Genomic DNA, 18,160 nt, shown 5'->3' on the forward strand with positions numbered 1-18,160 from the left:
CCATGTGCGGATATCCGCACAGTCTTGGCAAGGGGTCACTTCGTCCCCCGTTGCATCCCCCGGAGCAGGGGTTTTTCCCAACCCCATGCACCCCAAGGGCGGAGGCTTTGCCTCTGCGACTCCACCAGGCCGTTCCGCCTGGACCTGACCAGGGGCTTTCGCGCCCCATGGACCCTGTGCAGCGGGAAATAGAGCTGCACAGCCAGGAGGTATCGCTCCTGGCCCCTGCGCGGCCCTGCCAGGTTCGTCGCGCAGCCTGTCGTCTGCTGGACCGATCAGGGGCTCGTGCCGCCCCTTGAACCGGGAAGGCCCTTGCGGCGCATGCCAACGCGAAAGGGGCGTCATGGCAGGCAGCGACAAAAGGCGGCGTCCCCGCCAGTCCCTCGTCAGATGGACCGACGAGGAATTTAATGCCGTCTCCGCCAAGGCCGATAAAGCCGGCCTCGCTATTGCCGCCTTCATGCGCGCCGCAGCCTTGGGCGACCCCGGCCCCCGCGCCCAGCGCCGTCCGCCCGCAGACCATAAGGCCCTGCGCCAGATACTGGGTCAGCTCGGACGGATCGGAAACAACCTTAACCAGATCGCCCGTGCCCTCAACGCCGGGGAGCAAATCTACCTCCCGGAACTGAAAGACGCCCTCCGTGCCTACATCGCCATCCGCGATGTTATTTTCAAGGCGCTCGGCAAGAAACCAGGTCCCGACCCATGATTATCAAGGGGGGCAGCCGAGCCGGACCGGAACAACTCGCAAAGCACCTTCAGCGGCGCGACACCAACGAGATGGTCGATATTCTCGAACTCCAGTCCCCGGCTCCCAATCTTGACGAGGCCTTGCGGGACTGGCAGACCCTGTCCGAGGGCACGCGCGGCCAGAAGGGTCTATATCACGTCAACATCGACCCGGCCGAAGGGTACGTCATGTCCCTGGAGCAGTGGGAGCGCTGCGTCGAGGTACTGGAAACGGAACTGGGTTTCGAGGGTCAGCCCCGCGCCGTCGTCATGCACCAGAAGCATAGCCGCCAGCACCTTCACGTCGTCTGGGCGCGGACCGACATCGACACGATGACGCTTCGGTCGGACAGCATGAATTATCCGGCTCATGAACGCGCCAGCAAGGCCATGGAACTTGAATTCGGCCACGAGCCGGTGCCCGGCAAGCACGCGAAACGGGACCGCGAAAAGCAGCCGGAATTCCCCAATGCCGCCGTCAATCATGCCGAATGGCAGCAGGCCCAGCGAACCGGCATCAACCCCGCTGAACGCAAAGACCAGATCACCGCCCTCAAACAGGCCTCCGACAGCCCGCAAGCCTTCATGCGGGCCCTTGAAGAGCAGGGCTACATTCTCGCCAAGGGCGAGCGGCGCGATTTCGTCCTGGTCGATGCGGCTGGGGAGATCTACAGCCTGGCCCGCCAGATTCACGGAATGAAGGCCGCCGAACTCCGCGCGTACATGAAGGGCCTTGACCCTGAAATCCTCCCTACTGCCGAACAGGCAGCACAGCTCCAGCAGCAAATGCAAGACCAGAGAAAGCAAGTGGCAGAAAAGCAGGTCGAACCTGCTCCGCCCGAATCCGATCAACCCGAACCGGCACAACCCGCCGAACAAACAAAGGGTCTCTCTCCGGAGGAAATTCAGGCTATTCAAAAGGCCGTCGCCGACCGCCAAGCCCGCGAGGCGAGAGACATGCGCCAGCGTCAGGAGAACGAATACAACCACACCCGCGACGTCCTCGACGCCGAAATGGCCGAAAGTATCGGGCATTTTGAAGCCCGGCAGGAGGCGGAGCGCGCCCGCTTCGCGCGGGAGAACGCACCGGTCGCCGGTGTTGACCGCGCTATCGACAGATTCCAGCGACGGTGGAATCCAGAGCTTGTCCAGGAACGCGACGCGGAGCGCGAACGCCGCCAGCAGGAGATGGAGAACCGGCTAACGAAAGAGCACGCGGACTATGCCGCGCAACTGAAGCAGACAAGGGACCTCGACCTTGAAAACCTTGCAGAGCGGCACGCGCAGCAACTCCGCGACCATGCGCAACAAACCGCAGAGGACCTCGCCCGCTACATCCGCGAGCAGGAAACCGCCCGCCGTCTCCGCGCCGAGATCAAGGAACGTACCATGGACGGCCCTGAATGGCCGCCGCCGCTCACACGATAAGCGGCTCTGGCTTCCTGCGACCAGAGCTGAGCCGCTTCATTAACCAGGTTGCACAGGTTCGCCCGCCGATATCTCGTTTCGCGAAGGCTACCGCTGCGCACATGCCGCCGACGCCGGATATTTTCGCATCGCGGTTCTTAGCGAAACCGACAACCACACCTGCGGAAGTCGTCTGCACGCCTGACCAGTCTCGCTTCCTGCCATCGAAAATGCTGAGCCGCTTCATTCATCAGGTTGTACAGGCACGCCCGCAGATCATTACCCGATTCCTGAAGAGCATGGCTGCTCTCATGCCGCCGATGCCGACTCTCTTCCCGTCGCGCTTTTTCTCAAAACCACGAGCACCTCTCCGGCACCTTCGCCCCCACTGGCCGAGCGGAAAGCCCAGAGGCCCCGACCTCTGACGCCGATCATCTTCACGGACACCGCCATCGCGGTCTTTGTCCTTCTGTTTCTGCCCCCCCGCCTCCAGTCGTTTTTTCTCCCCTTCCATCATCCCTCGGACTTTTTTTGGCCTTTTACCAGAGCCGTGCTCCCCGTCAAGGGTCTTGCGATGAACTCCGGCTGCGCCTCCGCCCTGTGACGGGTCCGCTCCGCTCTAAAAGCTGGCCTCCGTTCCGAGGGATTTCGGAAAGAAAAAACTTTGATGGAGGAAAAGACAATGCAGAAAACAGATGCAACAGATCGTCAGGACGTTTACACGCGCATTACCGCGCAGATCGTGGCCAACCTTGAAAAGGGCGTACGCCCTTGGGTAAAACCATGGAACGCCGAACACGCCGCAGGCCGGATTACCCGCCCGCTGCGCCACAACGGCCAGCCCTACAGCGGCATCAACATTCTCTCGCTCTGGATGTCCGCGACAGCCCAGAATTTCGCCGCGCCTATCTGGATGACCTTTCGCCAGGCCGTCGAACTCGACGCGCACGTCCGCAAAGGGGAGAAAGGCTCGCTCGTTGTTTATGCCAACAGCATCACGCGCACCGAGCACGACGACAAGACCGGCGAGGATATCGAGCGCGAAATCCCGTACATGAAGGGTTACACCGTCTTCAACGTCGAACAGATCGACGGCTTGCCGGAAATCTACTACGCGAAGGCAGAATCCACGCTCGACCCCGTGGCCCGTATCGATCATGCCGAGAGATTCCTTCACGCCACCGGCGCAAAAATCGCTCACGGCGGCAACCGCGCTTATTACAGCCTCTCGACCAACACCGTGCAGATGCCGCCGTTCGAATCTTTCGGTGATGCCGACAGCTATTATTCAACGCTCGCGCATGAGCTGACCCACTGGACGGGCTCCAAAAACCGCCTCGACCGTGACTTCGGCGGCCACCGCTTCGGCAGCAACGCCTATGCTCAGGAAGAATTGGTCGCTGAATTGGGCGCTGCTTTTCTCTGTGCCGATCTCGAACTGGCGCCGGAGCCCCGCGAAGATCACGCCGCCTACATCGCTAGCTGGCTGGAGGTTCTGCAGAACGACAGCCGCGCCATCTTCACCGCCGCCGCGCACGCGCAGAAGGCCGCTGATTTCATCCACAAATTCAGCGCGAGCACCGCAGAAGAAGTCGAGGAGTCCCGTGCGGCTTAACATCGTCCGCGCTAGCGGGCAGGTTCTGCCCGCTAGCGACTCCCCAGAAACTTGCTGGCAACAATGGCGCGGGCGCTTTCATCACTCCAGAGAAGGCGGTCCGGCTTGCCGCGCTCAATCGTGCGCCGCTTGCGACGGAGATTCTCGCCCTTCGGCAGAAGGGCAACCTTGCGGCCTGGTATTCTCTCGCTCGACAGGACGCAGTCGCGGGTCAGCAGGAAGACCCATCCTTCCGCATCTTCCCGAAGCACTTCGGCTGTCACGACGCGCTCGCCGACATTTACCGCACGGGCGTTTCGCCTGCGGCTGCGCTTTTCCCACACGCTTTCTTTCCAGCGGACCACATCCGCTGCGATAAATCCGCTGCCGCAAGGAACCCACTTCACCGTCATGTTTTCCGCCCTTCCGTTCGGTCCTCACCCAGAGAAGCGCATTTACGCCTTCCAGGCAAGGATTCAAAGGCTATGGGAGCGTGATGGTTAGGATGTGAGAAGGGCTCCACAGGAAGGCAAAACCTCATGGAGGTTTTGCCTCTTCTTTACACATCTACTTACACACTTTCACATTTATCAGAATTAAGTATTTTAAAATGAGCTATATATAGGCATACAAAAGGGACTCAAAATCCGCCGATCGCAAGGTCGTGGGGGTTCGACCCCCCCTCCCGGCACCAACAAAACAAAGAGCTTAAATTGAATTGGCCTCTCGAAATCGGAGAGGCCAAAAATCGTTTGGTGGCTGTTTTGGTGGCTGTTGGTTGCGACAGTGACCTGCCATGAACAACAAGCGCACCGAAACGAAGGCAGCTCGTGTTTCGCCGCGCGCTACCCTTTGCGCAACACTGAAAGTTAGCGCTGAGAAACTCCCCGCGCAGCCGACGTATTACTAAGAATTCAATCGGCTGCGGGTCTCAGCCCCCCAGAATTTCAGCGGATCGCGGCCGGAGTTCCGCTTGCCGCGATCTTCGGACACCCGAACTCGATCTTGCTCTATGTTTCATCGAACGCGGCGTCGTGATAGAGGATGTTCCACAAGGGCATGCCTCCTCCCGCCGTACGGAACCTAAATCGTTCCGGACGTTCCACCGGCCTTTGCGCCAATGGAACTTCAGCGATCGAGATGCAGTCGGGCATACGGCGTTGCAATCCATGCACACAGATTTCTTCGACAAAGCAAAGCATTCTATCTGTCACGAATTTTGTGAAGTCCGAGACCGATCGTGCCATGATCCCGGGCTCAATTACGACAACACGTCCTTCCTCGATCCGGTACTGAACCCGCGGCACCGACCAGAAATTGTGCTCCATATCATTACGCACTGAGTTAAGCATGTCTGACCAGGTCCTTGCCTTCCGGCAATAGTTGGCAAGGTAAGGGTCGCTTCCATCCAACGCGGTGACACCATTGAGAAATGTCGATTCCTTCTTGAAGAAGAAGCCGATATCGATCTGCAGTGCCTTTGCCGCTTCCTTCATCCCGGTCAGCATGACTCGGTTCGAGGAATTGAGAAACGACTCCACTAGTTGCCGAAGGTCCTTATCGATCGGTTCATCCACATGGATGGTACGGCCGTCGATTCGAATTCCAACCCCTCGCTCGATCTTGGATCGGTGATCGGTAAGGAGCTCGCCAATCTCGCGCGCAAGATCTCTCACGGTAATGCTCGACATAAGCACAAGCTCATAAGGCTTTTCGAAGGCTTCGATATCTGCTTTCGTCTCCAAGGCCGACTTTCGAAGATCGAGGATATTGAGAAACAACCTCGCCATGAAGGGACTTGCTGTCCCCTCGTCGGCCATCTTCGTCACCGTCCAGCTTGGCTGTTCGCGCTTGAAGATGACGTTGGATTGTCGATTGAATCTCGCAAGCATCACCTCGAACTGAGGCCGCCCGATCGGGAGAATACTGGAGATCGTCCCGTCTGGCGTTTTCATTTGCTGGGGCGGTCGGTCCATCTTACCGAGAAGCACGATGAACGGCATCAGCGGGAGATCGCCGTAGACACGAATCGCCGCTCCGCCTAGCCATGGAACGAACTGCACTCGTGAGAGTAGCTTGCCCTTTTGGTCCTCAACTCGATACGGCATAAGTTGTAGTCCGTACCCACGGTCCTGCCGCATCTCATCCGGCACTGGAACGAGATGATCCGTCGCGTCGAACATATAAGCTCGGATGTTCACTGCGATCCGAGGAACGCCTTCCATCAGCATCTGATTGGTCGGAAGTGAGGTCTTTCTAGAAAAACATCCGAGGTGCATGAAAAGAAAGCCGCAGGTTCGATTGAAGGTATACGTTCCCGGAGAGCTCACCACCACGTGGACGTACATTGCGAACTGCATTGCCCCTGTTTTGTTGGGCAGGATGAAATCCCCACCGATCTTGCCGCCTTCGAACTGAACAGCGTAGTTAATCAGCCCGAGCGAAAGTACGGAGACGGCATCCGCCCATCTCGTTGATGGGATACTGGCATTCAGAGTCGCGATCGCGTCGACGAGCTGTTCCAGAGGACGGTCGCAGTCACACGCGACGATCATCCCAACAGGCACGTGATGCCACCCTTCGATCGAGTCCGTATCGTGGCCTGGAAGCGCTTTGATTTTGCCGATCGGCGCATATCCGTCCGCCAACGACGCTTCATTCAAGCTTTGCGTCACATGGAGAACACCGGCCACGGCTTCAGGGGCCACATACTGCGGCGCACCCTCCAGCTCTGCCAATGCCGTTGTATAAATGAGGAGCGCCGGCTCCATTAGAACCTCGCCGGTCTCGCCTCTGACGCCTACGAACCCAACACGAAAACCCGGGCTCAGCATCGGTTCAAGAGTTGCGCAAAGTTGCTGGGCGAGGTCATCCCCCGCATCTCGACATCGTTCGAGAAGTGAACATCCGAGTTTGTGAAAGGTTTCCGTGAGTGAGACTGCCATACGTGTGCTTCCTCTTGCGTCCCCTTCCATCTGCTTGCCGCGCCTTAATACGCACGCCAATCGTTGCGTTCCGCTTCATCGTCAAAGTCGCGTGCGTGGGTTTCGTAGCTCCTGGCAATCTCGCGCAGCATGGCGGAGGTACGGGGATAGTCGAGCTTGGTCGACTCAGCCCAGCCCTTGTAACGCTGTGCAATGTCACGCTCTTGATTTCCCCCGTCCAACATTCCCCGAGACGTGACGCCCCGGCTGCTGTGCACGCCGATGATGATTCCCGTTTCGAGCTTGGAGTTCCGCATGGTTTCAATGACGTCACGTACGGTCGGGTGCGGCCAGACACCATCCCTTCCTGCTGGTGAGTGAGAGAGCAGCTTTCCGATGTACTCGTCGCCGATGGCACCGCGTTCCGCCTGGACAGCAAGACGATGGGCTGCCTCAACCCATTCCTCCAGAACGCTAGCGTCGATCTCCCCCTTATCTTCACCGGGAAGCTGGCCCCAAGATTCCAGCAAACGCCATGCTTGTGAAGCGACGGCTTTTTCCTGCGGGGTGGGCGTGTAGTCTGGCGATGCTTCTCTCGACGAAGCGCGGAACACAGCAGAAAGCACTTCGACAAAGAACTGCGGACGCGACGACATGAAGCGGTGCAGCATCTTCGCGGGTCGCTCGGAGTGCTCCAAGACTGCGAGGTACTGCCACTCCAGCAGCGCAATCTCATCCTCACTCACGGCGCTGTCTGTTTCGAGTTGGGTGAACAGATGTGCGACTCCCCACTGGAACATGACCGCGTCATTGCCTCCGGTTGGCAACGGGTCGCCTGTCGCTGCATGCAAGACGCGCAGGATCGTTTCCGTGCCGATAGCAGAGGAATCGCTCGCGATCCCCTCAACGACTTCGGGTGCACGATCGGCTGCCACCATCTGTGTGATCGCGTATTCCATATCGTCAGTGCTCTGGTTATGAACGAAGAAGGTAGTGTCCTTCCAGTACGACGCTTTGATGCTGTCTCCCAACGCCGCTGCAGAATCCCAGGTGCTCCGCTGGGAAGGGAGGGCCAGCAACAATTCGACGATGGCGGCTTCCGGCAGCCCTTTCATAACTGCGGCCTCCAGAATATTGCGTGCCCATGCCTCCTTCTCCTCGTGGAAACGTGCTGCAGCGAGCCCCTTCACGAAGCCGCGGCCGCCCGGCGCAGCACCGCCGAGCGTATTGAGCAGTGCCTGGTCCGCATCCGCCTTGGAGCTCGCGATCAATCCGTACGCCAGACCCACTTGGAAGGGATTCTCCGCGAGGCTCACCAGTCGATACAACGCATCCATGCCGTGATCTCGAATGAGGGCCTGAACGGCCTGCTGCTGGAGTTCCATGAGTTCCTTCTCCCGCCGCCTCCAGTCCTGATCGCGTCCGCTCAGAAGAGGAACACCATTCCCGAAAAGCCAACTACGCTGCAAGATGGGATCGCTCGGTGAGAACTGTCCATAGATGCTCTCCACGCGATCAATTTCTTCGGCAGGAAGCGCCCAATCGGTGTTGGGGAACGAACGATGATGGCCGATGAACCGGCGCAGGCCCGTCCAAATCTTGATCCGATCCTCGTCTTTCTGAATTGACGCTGTGGTCTCGGAAAGCTTTGACCAGGCCGCAGCGCGGATATCGGGGGGCAGCGAACCGAGGTGCTCGATGAGCCCGGCCCAACGCGCCGGATCGACTCCTGCATTCGCGATGAGCAGCGCGGTGAGCGCGCGCGTTGCACGATCGATCAGGCCATAGGTGACGGGTTCGGTCTTGTCTTCCGAGAAGTCTCGCCACCGCGGCTTGGGGTTGTGGCTGCCCGTATCGTAGGTCTTCGGCAAGATCGCGAGAATGAGATCCCAAGCTGCCTTCGGCTCCACTCTGAGGAGTCGTTCGATGACCCTAAGCCTCTGGTAGAGCGTTGCATGCGTCTGCGGCAACCAAATTAGGAAGATCGATCGCAGTGACACTGCAGGACGGTTGGCCCATCGTCCACCCGGATCGAGCACGGCGAGCCGAGCGAGAAGTTCAGACGCTCGTGCGAGATACTTCGTGCTCCATGCCAGGGTCTCCAAGGCCCAGAGCAAGTTGCTGTGATAGGCTCGGCCCATCAAAGGTCCCGCATCTTCTTTGAACAGCTCCATCACGGGCTGATCTGGCTCTGCGAGACTGTCTTCGACCTCCGCCATAAAGGTTTCCGGAGAGACCTCGGCCAACATACGGAGTTCATCCGAGATCGACCACCAGCGGCTCTTGTTGGCTCTGTTTAGCAGATCGCGAACGACGCGATCCGCGTAGACATTCGCCGAGGGTACGGCAGTTACCTGCTCGCCGTACATAGCCAGCAGCAGAAGTGTTTCTGTAATGCCAGACTTTAGCCACGAGGAGTATTTCGGGGTGCGTCCCCGAATATCCGCAAACCAGCGTTCACCCGAGTCCATGTCGAACCGGGGATCGGTCTCGCCGAGCACCTGCTTCGCCACGTCAACGAAGCGCTCGAGTTCACTCTTGCTGAGCAGATGCGCGAGCCGGAACCATGCGTCGAACGGGGATGCGAGCTTCCAGGTCATGCCAGCATGGCGAAGCGGGGTGTCACCCACGGCAGCCCAGCCGGGGAACAGCGCTTCCAGGTCTGCAAAGGCCTTGCCCGACAGAGTCTCCAGGGCCCTCCGGTCGCCTTCCGAACTCGTGTCCCACGCCCCGGCGAGGAGAAGAGGTAGTATAAGTTTTCCGGTTTCTCCACTTGCCCAATCGGGATGCGATGCGATCGTCGTCGTTGGAATGAGCCGGCGAAGAATGGTCAGTTTTCGTGCAGAGTCGCGGGTCAGCGCGGTAGCACGGTCGTCCGTGAACCCCATCACGACGAGAGCATCCTTGAACACCTCCGGGTCAGGCCGCGACAGACTGTTCAACAAGTCTGAGGTTCCCACCTGAGAGCCGTGAGCAATCAGGAGATGGTGGCCCTGCTGCATCAACTCGGTCGCGAGACCGGGTTTGGATGCTTCGATCAGGATCACGAGAGGCGTTGGGCTCTTACCTAGCGCGATGGCAGCGTTAGCAGTCGACGCGATGATGCAGCGCGAGGCCTGTTGTTTCGCGTGCTCGGGTGGGAGTCGATCAATCGTCGCATACAGGAACGCGATCGCCTCTTCTGGCGAGTCTGCCTGCAACTCAAAGATGGACGGCGCACCGCGAAGCCACTTCAGCAGCTTGGTGCCGTCGTCATCGCGCTCTGCGAAAACCAGTTCCGGCGTCATCGGGCGTTCCGTGGAGAGACGCCATTGTGACCAGAACTCCGTGAGCGCTTTGGTGTCTGGAACGACCTTGCCGAGGCGTGCCCCCAGCCACTGTTGCACCTGAGGGTACAGATCGATCCAGTGAACAAGGTCATCCGCGTCGATGACCATGACATTCTTCCAGAACTTCTTGGCCTTCTTTTCGTTCGCCCACTTCTTGCCTTGTCCCCAACGCCTGGGCGTTGCAAAGACAAAGGTAGTTTTGGAGGGCTCGAGGCCGAGCGGGTTGGATTCTCTCGTCTCGTAATCCTCGTTGGCCTTCTGGCGAAGCCCTTCGGCCTGCGCACCGAACTCCCATCCAGACACGCCTACCGGCAACCACGGAAGACTCGCATTCCCGTCCTGCTCGCAGATGCCATCCCAGCCTGCTTGCTGCGTGCTGTCGCCGGAGCGGAAGAGGAACTGACGCGGTACGTAGCCCGCGCTGGCGAGGATCAGCCGCTCAATCAGCTCCGGGAAATACTCTTTGCCGTCGTTCCGCTCGGCCCACTGGTCCAAGTCGGTCGCTTCGATCAAACGTGGCCTGCTGCCGTTAGCCGGTGTTGCAGGGGTATCGGCGGTTGCCGCGATTTGGATACCGCCACCCGCGAAACTGATACCGGCTGTGGTGAACGCCTTGACCATCGCCTCGATGTTGCTTTCTGTAGGTGTGCGCTTGCCGCGTTCGAAATCTGCGATAGTCGAGACTCCGAGCTGGGCCAACCGGGCCAGCTCCTGCTGGTTCCAGGCAAGGAGGGCTCGGGCCGCTTTGCATTCCGCTGGGGTGAGCGAGAGCGTCATATTCTTGTCGTTGGTCATACAAAATATATGATGCGATATAGAAAATATGGCCTCAATACTTTGCGATAAAATCTTTGCCTCAGCATCTTATTGCTCATTATTTACATTTAAATCAACAGTTTAGTAAGCAGACAGAACGTTCGGGAGGGTGTCTCCTTCCGCACTTTCAGCTGCGTACCGCATTGCTCCTTTTCTCCAGCCTGCCCGTAACACCGCAAAATCGCGGTGTGCCGAGGCGAGCAAATGAGGAGGACCGACTTCACTAAAGCCAAGTTCCTTTTCACTGCGTCCATCGGCCGCAGGCCCTTCAGCCAGACAGTTCTAACTCATGGAGGCGATGCGATCGATCACGGAAAGCCGGTGCTCCGGCGACAGATGGCTGTAGCGTGCGGACATCGTGATCGTCTTGTGGCCGGCGAGTTCCTGGATCTCTTTGATCGATGCTCCGGCCATGGCTAGCCAGGAGCAAAATGTGTGCCGGTTCGAATGCCAGACGTAGTTCGCAATTTTCGCTTCTTCTAGACAGGGTTGGAACCAGGATCGCGTGTCAAATCTGCCGTTCGATCCCTCGCGCGGGAATACCGGATCGAATGCTTTTTGCAGTGGTCGCTTCAGAGAGTCAATCGCCCTCAGCGCGTCGGCATTGAGATGCACGGTTCGAGCTGAGCCATTCTTTGTCTTTGTGAGCTCGATTGTGCGTCGTTTTAGGTCGACTTGAGACCACATGCACGAGTACTGTTCGCCTAGCCGCATCCCGGTGTGAATGCTGACGACAAACTCGGCCAAATGTTCCGGGAAGCGCGTCGCAATCACTTTCTGGAGCTGATCATATTCCTCGCGGCTTAGGAACCGAAGCCGACCCGGTCCCTCTTTCCTTTGCCGCACCAAACGTGCCGGGTTAACACTGACTTTGCCATTGCGAACGCCCTCGCGATAGCACAGGGAGATGAAGGCCTTATAACGATTCGCTGTAGCTGGTGTTTTGCAGCGGGTTCTAAGCCACCGTTCCAGCTCCTGTGGAGTGAGATCGGCAGCGGGTTTAGAGCCGAGCGCTTTCCTGACGATTTCTCCCTTGCTTTCGTAGCTCCGATTGTCCTTGTGATGCGCGACGAATTCGAGGACATCATCGATCAGTTCCGACAGCGTGACAACCTTGCTGTTGCGCAGCTCGGGCAGCTTTCTTCCGGCGACGACATCCGCCTTGCGCGATTGGTACAACTTGATGGCATCTGATTTGCGGCCCACCTTCTCTCTGTGCCGCTTTCCAGCTCCGTAGTAATGAACCCACCAGATGCCGCTCCCCATTGGATTTTCGTAGACTCCGCGCATAGCCGACCTCACTGTATTTGCTCTTCAGCATTTTGATGACATTTCCCGGATATTGGAATGATTTGCCGAGGCACCAGGGGCGGTGTCAAGGCTCTCTGACCGCGAAGCGGCGCGCGGAGCGCGGCCTTGACTCCGCCCCGGCCTCGGCTATTCTCTGCTATCCGGGGAATGTCATTTCTGTAAGGCTTGCTGTGCGCGTTTTGACAGAATCTCTTGCGCCTGTGCAGCCTTCGATTTCTGAATTTGTCCGAACATGGCGTGGACTTCTTCTTTGGTGCGTGTTTCGCCGCTCAGGAGCGTACCCAATGTGTTCATCAGGAGCATCTGAATTCCGACGAGTTCGGTAAAAATGTGCATCTCCATGTCGGATCTTCTTTCGTTCTTCTCTGTGCGCAATAACGCATCCCGCGCCCATTCGCGGAGATTCTTGCCACTAGCTTCTGCCCTCTTAAGAAGCGCTTGTTCTTCCGCCCTCGTGAATCGCGTAGCGATGCTCTGGGTGCGAGCTTCTCGACCTTTACCTTGAGCAGGATGATTTTCAATCTGCAGATTGTTTGTTGCCATGTAATGACCTCGAATTTGGCGTTTACGCACGCGGTTCCAAATGGAACCGGCTAAAATTCACTTTCCGCGTAAGTCGTGGCTGCTCTGCATGATTCCAAATGGAACCGGAATGGTTCCAAACGCAACCCTTTCAGGGGTGGAGTGTCACAGTTCACCCGGTGCGCAGCACCGAACGGGATGCATGCCCTGATTTCCTCCGTCGTGAGCGACAACATAACTCCATCTCTCGCGCGAGTCCAATACCTTTTAGGACAAGAGTGATGCCTTGTAGGCATCGTCGCAAACGGGAAACCGAGATTGGCACAACTCAGATTCGGCCGTACCCTCAAATGCGTGAAGATGCCTCCGAATGACCACTAATGCCTCTGCGATGCCTTCTAGGAATAGAGCTGTAAGTAAAAGGTCTTGGACACGCAATCAAAACTGGGCAAAGCTGTAGCTGATTGCAGATGCAAGCAAATCATCCAGCCCATCGCGCGGTAGTGGCGCGAATACGGACTGACCATCGGGAGCATCGGATATGAGATCACTAGACGGCGAGAACAAGAAACCGCCCGCGAGAATCACCGTAGCTGTGGAAAGCAAAATCCTGGCGAGCCGAGAGGAGGCGGCACAGATGCTCTCGATTAGCCAGAGAGCGCTGGACTACCTGATCGCGGCGCGGCGTCTGCCAACACGGCGCATTGGCGGCCGGGTTCTCATCCCAGTCTCTGAGCTTCGGAAATATGCGCGGACCGACCATCCAGAGCGGATCGTGGCTTAGCCATTCTGAATGGGCGTAATCGGGTGCGATTTTGGGTGCCGCAAAACGGGTGTAATTGGGTGTATTGTTGGGTGTGATGATCCGTGCAAACACCCTCCAGATCACGCCTGAGATTCTGAATTTCATCGCCGAACTCGATGAGTTCAAGGGCGCATGGCAGGCTCTCGGCACCCTGGCTCCGGAGCGCCTCTCAGCATTGCGGCGCGTCGCCACCATCGAAAGCATCGGTTCATCGACTCGCATTGAAGGCAGCAAACTCTCCGACCGCGAAGTGGAGCGACTGCTCTCAAATCTGGAGATCAAATCTTTCGCAACGCGAGACGAACAAGAAGTCGCCGGTTATGCCGAAACCATGGAGCTGGTCTTTCGATCCTGGGCTGAGATCACGCTCACCGAAAACCACATCAAGCAGCTGCATCGCGACCTACTCCAATACAGCGAAAAGGACGCGCATCACCGCGGCAAATACAAGACGCGACCGAACAATGTCGCAGCATTCGATGAGACCGGGAAACAGGTCGGAATCTTGTTCGAAACGGCCACTCCATTTGATACCCCACAGCGCATGTCTGAACTCGTTGCCTGCGCTTCAGAGGCGTTTTCATCACGGCAACTGCATCCGCTTTTGGTCACCGCGATCTTCACGGTTGTCCTTCTCGAAATCCATCCGTTCCAGGACGGAAACGGTCGGCTAAGCCGCGTCCTGACGACGCTCCTATTGCTCCGCGCGGGCTACTCCTATGTCCCGTACAGCTCACTCGAAAGCGTGATCGAACAGAGCAAAGAAGGCTACTATCTCTCCCTTCGCCAGACCCAAGGGATCATTCGGTCCGACGCCCCGAACTGGCAGCCTTGGTTACTGTTTTTCCTCCGCGCATTACAGCAGCAAATGAACCACCTGGCGAAGAAAGTCGAACGGGAGAAGATCGTCCTCGCGGCCCTGCCAGAGCTGTCCATGCGCATCATCGAATTCGCTCGCGAACATGGAAGGGTCACGATCAGCAATATCGTGAGGCTGACCGGTACGAGCAGAAATACATTGAAGCAACACTTCCGCCAGTTGGTCACGCAAGGGCATCTCGCCCTCCACGGCAGCGGACGCGGAGCGTGGTATGCGTTACGTTAGTCGGAATAGGAATAGCAGGGCCGTTGCGAGAAGAAGACCTAATCACGGCTTTGAAAGGGGCTGGCGGAATGAAGGCCGCTCGCCCTAGTGCAACTCATCGATAATACGTGAATCACTACACACACCTTTCGAGGACACCAGTGCTCCAGCCCCCAAGCTACCGTCAATCCGTTAAGGAAGTCTCTCGAATCCAACTTTGGACGAATGCAGTTCACCGGCTGACAGCCCATCGCTCGGAAACACGCATCATCCCTGAGAGCTACATGCGGAACCTCTGGGAGTATTCAAAGACCAAGGTTCGACGTCCGTATACGAACATTCAGGATTTAGACGATAGCGTCTGTGATCAATGGTGTGCCTTCGCGGACTCCTCATATGGCAAGCGTGAGGCTTCGGACCTGAAGATCGCATACCTGAGTGGCCCTGAGCCGGAAAATGACTTGGCTGTCCTGCTCGGCCTGGGAGTCCAGATATGGAATGTTTGGGCATTCGAGCAGGACTCGAATATATATGATTCTGCCCTTAAGAAGGCCCATGCGCTCTACCCGGCATTGAAGATCTACCCCGGCAAGATAGAGGATTTTGTTGCCACATCGCACATACGATTCGACATCGTATATTTGGATTTCACAGGGCCACTTTTCAGCGCGTCCAGCAAACCCTTCCGTTCCCTTCACGGCACTCTTGAGAAGCATGCGCTTGCACCGCTAAGCGTTCTGATTGTCAATACGGCAGAACCCGAACTTACGGACGATTCTGTCAACCTGCTGGCTAGTTATTTCCAGCATCAGCTATGGGTCGAGGGTACCGTTTACGGAGAGAAGAAGGAAAATGGTGATCTGGTGGAGCATTACATCGACGGGCCAGATAGCTGTTGCTACGAACCGGCGCAAATGCGTGCCTTCGTGAGGCAGAACTTCGGCGCGGCGTATTCCGCATTTGCCACACAATACCCGGCTCTTTATGCCAACTATGTCCAGCCCGCATACGGTGTGATGACAAACAGAGTGGCGAGAAAGCGATTCTTCAATCCTGACGAGAGCGCGCTGGATGCGGAGATCAATCGCTTCTCGGGGATTGACGCAATTATTGCGAACATCTTAGGAAGACGAGAATCCTCTGAATCTGGAAGCGGGGACATCGAGGTGCAGCTGGGTTCTGACTTGATCCTCTCGCCATATGAGTATCCTCTTGAGCATTTCCTACTGGGGCTGTCTGACCTGGGCGGGAAGGATGCCAGGTCTCTGCTGGGCTTTTATAACGAAAAGGAGAGTGGTTTCACACGGTCTCGTGCAGTGGAATCCTTCGATGTCCTTCGCTCGATCATGGAGGGTTATTGGAAAGTTCTCTCGCCGGAAATGTTGAAGGCGATTCGAGAGGTCTATCGCGCCATTCCAGACCGGGATGGAGGGCTTTTCTGTGACATTCCGATGGTACATTTATGGGCTGAAGCGACACTCTACCAGCTTGGATTTCCATATCACGTGAATGTGCAACACCACTGGCGCGCGACATACGTGGCAAAGGTACATCGAATGTACCTCGACAGCTTTGTATTGGATCAGTGTCGCGCATTTTACGATTGGATGCCGATGATTGAACTTTATGGAAAGGACCTTTCTTCTATCGAAAGGCAGATGATTTCGAGGATATGCATGGACGCGATTTGCAAATCGAGGGGAGACATGATCCCACAACTTTATGCAGGAGCGAACGTGATCTGCCCCTACAAAGAAGACTGGGCTAAGAAGGCTGAACTCCGACCTCGCAAAGACCTTGGGCTGTCAGAAAATACCGATTGAAGCCGCAATTTCCGAACAGCAAACATGGCATCTCGATGCGCTACGGACCCTAGAGCGATTGATTCCCCGGCAGACTTGTGTCCGCGCGTGTCTAGATGTGCAAGCGTGGGCGCCTAATGTTCGGTGGCTGTTTGAAATCGGATTTTCAATCCGCTGTGTTTTTGATCGATTTGCCTCACTTTTGGGGCAGATTTTGGTGGCCGTTTTGATGGCTGTTCGTTGCCAACTTTCGTGCGTTTTGTTGCTACGGACTGCAAGAAAAGTCTCACTCGTAACGTCCTCACCTCAAACGGCTTATGCGACACTTTGCGATCGGCTGCGACTCGCTGCAAAACCCCCAAAAACAGACTCAAAATTCGCCGAGACAACCTCTCGTGGGGGTTCGCCCCCTCCCGGCACCACTCATATCGTATATATCACGTTGAATATAAATGGCTTATGATGGTCGCCGCTAGATGCGTTGCACCTGCGGTGGACGGGCGGTACAAATACCAACTATGGGGCGGCATAACCGACCGAAACTACATTAGCTTGGACAGCATTCATAGTCGCACTCGATGGAGCACCTGCTGTCATAGCACCCTCGAAGAAGGACCCTATAGACGAGTTGCTATTATCTCCTCCGATGCCAAGGATGATGGCTCCCTCCTGACGCATCGGCTGGTACCCCTTTGCCGGAAGAGGTAGTAAACCACTGGTCGTGAGGCTACCCGCATGAGCGTTGCCCCAGTAGACGGCGTAATTCTTCTGACCATTGCTTGCTCCCATCGCAGTTACAAACGGCAACCCGGCGGGCACCGGAAGGCCGGGGTAAATACCGTTCTCCATGTCAAGTCCCACATGTGGTTTGCACGGGTTGTCGCACATAAGGCTTATCGCATCCATATGGCCGTTGCCATTATCGTGGTTATTCCTCTCCGCATTGCCGAAGTCGAAACAGCATCCTCCATTGACATGGATTCCCGAGGTCACCATATACACCCCCTCAGGTTGCCCATTCACGGCAATACCCGAGGTCGCGTCGTTGCGGTAACCCATCCCGGCTGAAATATAGACGCCGTATACCTTGCGACCGCGAGCAGTTATAGGCAATGCGTTCGCAATTGCGGGAAGATCCTGGCCACCTGGACCATGACCGCGTGCTGCACACCGCCGGCCGGGGCGACTGTGAGGTCATTATGGCGGGATGATTGATCGTAAATTCTGGTGATCGTACAGGTGGTGCTTTTGCAGAAACTGTCCTGCGTAGCCGCATTTGCATAGCCGTCGGAGAGAACTCCGACGTTGAAAGTGGTCCTGTCTGATTGCCGTGTCAACTGGTACAGAGAACCGTTATAGGAGGCGTATAGTGCCCTCGTAGTGTTGAATGCAGCAACGCAGGGTGTGTGGGCTGCGTCGTAGATGTCGCAGGGACGAGTAGAGAAAGCGCTCGCGCCGAGATGCCAAACGGCAGTGGGTTGCTGGATGCAAGTACATTTTTCACCGCGGGCGATTTTGCATGAAGCAATGACAGAAAACCCAATAACCCCATAACCAGAATGCGTCGTATCGGCGGCATAGGCATTTAATCTCCAAGTGGAAATGCAGTTATCCCTAACCAGGCGAAACCGCAAGACACAATCCACGTCCGCGCGGCACCAGGCCAGAGGCGAAGAAACAGTAGCTAACCAGAAAAGGGGCATCCCATCGCTGTGCCTCAGTAGCAATGAAGGACGGCCGGTGACAACACTATAGTGGCCCTACCACCAATTGAAAAATACGCAACCTCTCATGAACCGGCAAGTGTCTCGCAATCCGCAATTCGGAACGTCAACTG

12 protein-coding genes and 1 pseudogene are annotated in these 18,160 nt (G+C 56.9%); 6 read left to right on the forward strand and 7 right to left on the reverse strand.

What is annotated here, in order from left to right; translation table 11 throughout:
* Positions 1-343: 343 nt before the first annotated feature.
* The 3 genes from OHL23_RS01490 to OHL23_RS01500 all read left to right on the forward strand — a co-directional run bounded on the left by OHL23_RS01490 (position 344) and on the right by OHL23_RS01500 (position 3,751).
* Positions 344-709 carry a MobC family plasmid mobilization relaxosome protein gene (locus tag OHL23_RS01490; protein WP_263350001.1) on the forward strand — a complete coding sequence of 122 codons (366 nt, stop codon included), beginning with the start codon at positions 344-346 and terminating at the stop codon, positions 707-709.
* A complete protein-coding gene (locus OHL23_RS01495; RefSeq protein WP_263350002.1) occupies positions 706-2,157 on the forward strand; it encodes a relaxase/mobilization nuclease domain-containing protein in 1,452 nt (483 codons plus the stop codon). Before OHL23_RS01490 ends, OHL23_RS01495 begins: the two co-directional genes overlap by 4 nt.
* A 661-nt stretch (positions 2,158-2,818) precedes the next feature.
* Positions 2,819-3,751 carry an ArdC family protein gene (locus tag OHL23_RS01500; RefSeq protein ID WP_263350003.1) on the forward strand — a complete coding sequence of 311 codons (933 nt, stop codon included), beginning with the start codon at positions 2,819-2,821 and terminating at the stop codon, positions 3,749-3,751.
* A gap of 32 nt (positions 3,752-3,783) precedes the next feature.
* On the opposite strand, the gene OHL23_RS01505 is transcribed toward OHL23_RS01500, so the two are convergent.
* The 5 genes from OHL23_RS01505 to OHL23_RS01525 form a co-directional block, all read right to left on the reverse strand.
* The gene (locus OHL23_RS01505; protein WP_263350004.1) at positions 3,784-4,143 is read right to left on the reverse strand and encodes a hypothetical protein; all 360 of its coding nucleotides are present in this window, start codon (positions 4,141-4,143) and stop codon (positions 3,784-3,786) included.
* Positions 4,144-4,740: 597 nt separating this feature from the next.
* Positions 4,741-6,675 carry a hypothetical protein gene (locus tag OHL23_RS01510; RefSeq protein WP_263350005.1) on the reverse strand — a complete coding sequence of 645 codons (1,935 nt, stop codon included), beginning with the start codon at positions 6,673-6,675 and terminating at the stop codon, positions 4,741-4,743.
* A 44-nt stretch (positions 6,676-6,719) separates the two neighbouring features.
* Entirely contained in the window at positions 6,720-10,778 is a 4,059-nt protein-coding gene (locus OHL23_RS01515) for a helix-turn-helix domain-containing protein (RefSeq protein ID WP_263350006.1), read from the reverse strand.
* A 303-nt stretch (positions 10,779-11,081) separates the two neighbouring features.
* Positions 11,082-12,089 (reverse strand): tyrosine-type recombinase/integrase, encoded by a 1,008-nt coding sequence (locus OHL23_RS01520; protein WP_263350007.1) that lies wholly within the window; start codon positions 12,087-12,089, stop codon positions 11,082-11,084.
* Between the two features lie 171 nt (positions 12,090-12,260).
* A complete protein-coding gene (locus OHL23_RS01525; RefSeq protein WP_263350008.1) occupies positions 12,261-12,683 on the reverse strand; it encodes a plasmid mobilization protein in 423 nt (140 codons plus the stop codon).
* A 490-nt stretch (positions 12,684-13,173) separates the two neighbouring features.
* Here OHL23_RS01525 and OHL23_RS01530 point away from each other — a divergent pair, with 490 nt between their 5' ends.
* The 3 genes from OHL23_RS01530 (at position 13,174) to OHL23_RS01540 (ending at position 16,344) form a co-directional block, all read left to right on the forward strand.
* Positions 13,174-13,416 carry a helix-turn-helix domain-containing protein gene (locus tag OHL23_RS01530; protein WP_263350009.1) on the forward strand — a complete coding sequence of 81 codons (243 nt, stop codon included), beginning with the start codon at positions 13,174-13,176 and terminating at the stop codon, positions 13,414-13,416.
* Positions 13,417-13,492: 76 nt separating this feature from the next.
* A complete protein-coding gene (locus OHL23_RS01535) occupies positions 13,493-14,542 on the forward strand; it encodes a Fic family protein (RefSeq protein WP_263351695.1) in 1,050 nt (349 codons plus the stop codon).
* Positions 14,543-14,805: 263 nt separating this feature from the next.
* Positions 14,806-16,344, forward strand: coding sequence for a hypothetical protein (locus OHL23_RS01540; RefSeq protein WP_263350010.1), 1,539 nt, complete (start codon positions 14,806-14,808; stop codon positions 16,342-16,344).
* Positions 16,345-16,839: 495 nt separating this feature from the next.
* Here OHL23_RS01540 and OHL23_RS01545 read toward each other — a convergent pair.
* A pseudogene (locus OHL23_RS01545) lies at positions 16,840-17,466 on the reverse strand (arabinofuranosidase catalytic domain-containing protein); the annotation flags it as partial.
* Positions 17,427-18,026 carry an arabinofuranosidase catalytic domain-containing protein gene (locus OHL23_RS28685; protein WP_396127254.1) on the reverse strand — a complete coding sequence of 200 codons (600 nt, stop codon included), beginning with the start codon at positions 18,024-18,026 and terminating at the stop codon, positions 17,427-17,429. The gene OHL23_RS28685 and the pseudogene OHL23_RS01545, both read right to left, overlap by 40 nt.
* Positions 18,027-18,160: the final 134 nt, after the last annotated feature.

This window comes from Acidicapsa acidisoli (genome assembly GCF_025685625.1).
Lineage (GTDB): Bacteria > Acidobacteriota > Terriglobia > Terriglobales > Acidobacteriaceae > Acidicapsa > Acidicapsa acidisoli.

Coding starts and splice junctions, on each gene's coding strand:
- OHL23_RS01490 (WP_263350001.1), top strand. CDS start 344: ATGGCAGGCAGCGACAAAAGGCGGCGTCCCCGCCAGTCCCTCGTCAGA.
- OHL23_RS01495 (WP_263350002.1), top strand. CDS start 706: ATGATTATCAAGGGGGGCAGCCGAGCCGGACCGGAACAACTCGCAAAG.
- OHL23_RS01500 (WP_263350003.1), top strand. CDS start 2,819: ATGCAGAAAACAGATGCAACAGATCGTCAGGACGTTTACACGCGCATT.
- OHL23_RS01505 (WP_263350004.1), bottom strand. CDS start 4,143: ATGACGGTGAAGTGGGTTCCTTGCGGCAGCGGATTTATCGCAGCGGAT.
- OHL23_RS01510 (WP_263350005.1), bottom strand. CDS start 6,675: ATGGCAGTCTCACTCACGGAAACCTTTCACAAACTCGGATGTTCACTT.
- OHL23_RS01515 (WP_263350006.1), bottom strand. CDS start 10,778: ATGACCAACGACAAGAATATGACGCTCTCGCTCACCCCAGCGGAATGC.
- OHL23_RS01520 (WP_263350007.1), bottom strand. CDS start 12,089: ATGCGCGGAGTCTACGAAAATCCAATGGGGAGCGGCATCTGGTGGGTT.
- OHL23_RS01530 (WP_263350009.1), top strand. CDS start 13,174: ATGAGATCACTAGACGGCGAGAACAAGAAACCGCCCGCGAGAATCACC.
- OHL23_RS01535 (WP_263351695.1), top strand. CDS start 13,493: ATGATCCGTGCAAACACCCTCCAGATCACGCCTGAGATTCTGAATTTC.
- OHL23_RS01540 (WP_263350010.1), top strand. CDS start 14,806: ATGCGGAACCTCTGGGAGTATTCAAAGACCAAGGTTCGACGTCCGTAT.
- OHL23_RS28685 (WP_396127254.1), bottom strand. CDS start 18,026: ATGCCCCTTTTCTGGTTAGCTACTGTTTCTTCGCCTCTGGCCTGGTGC.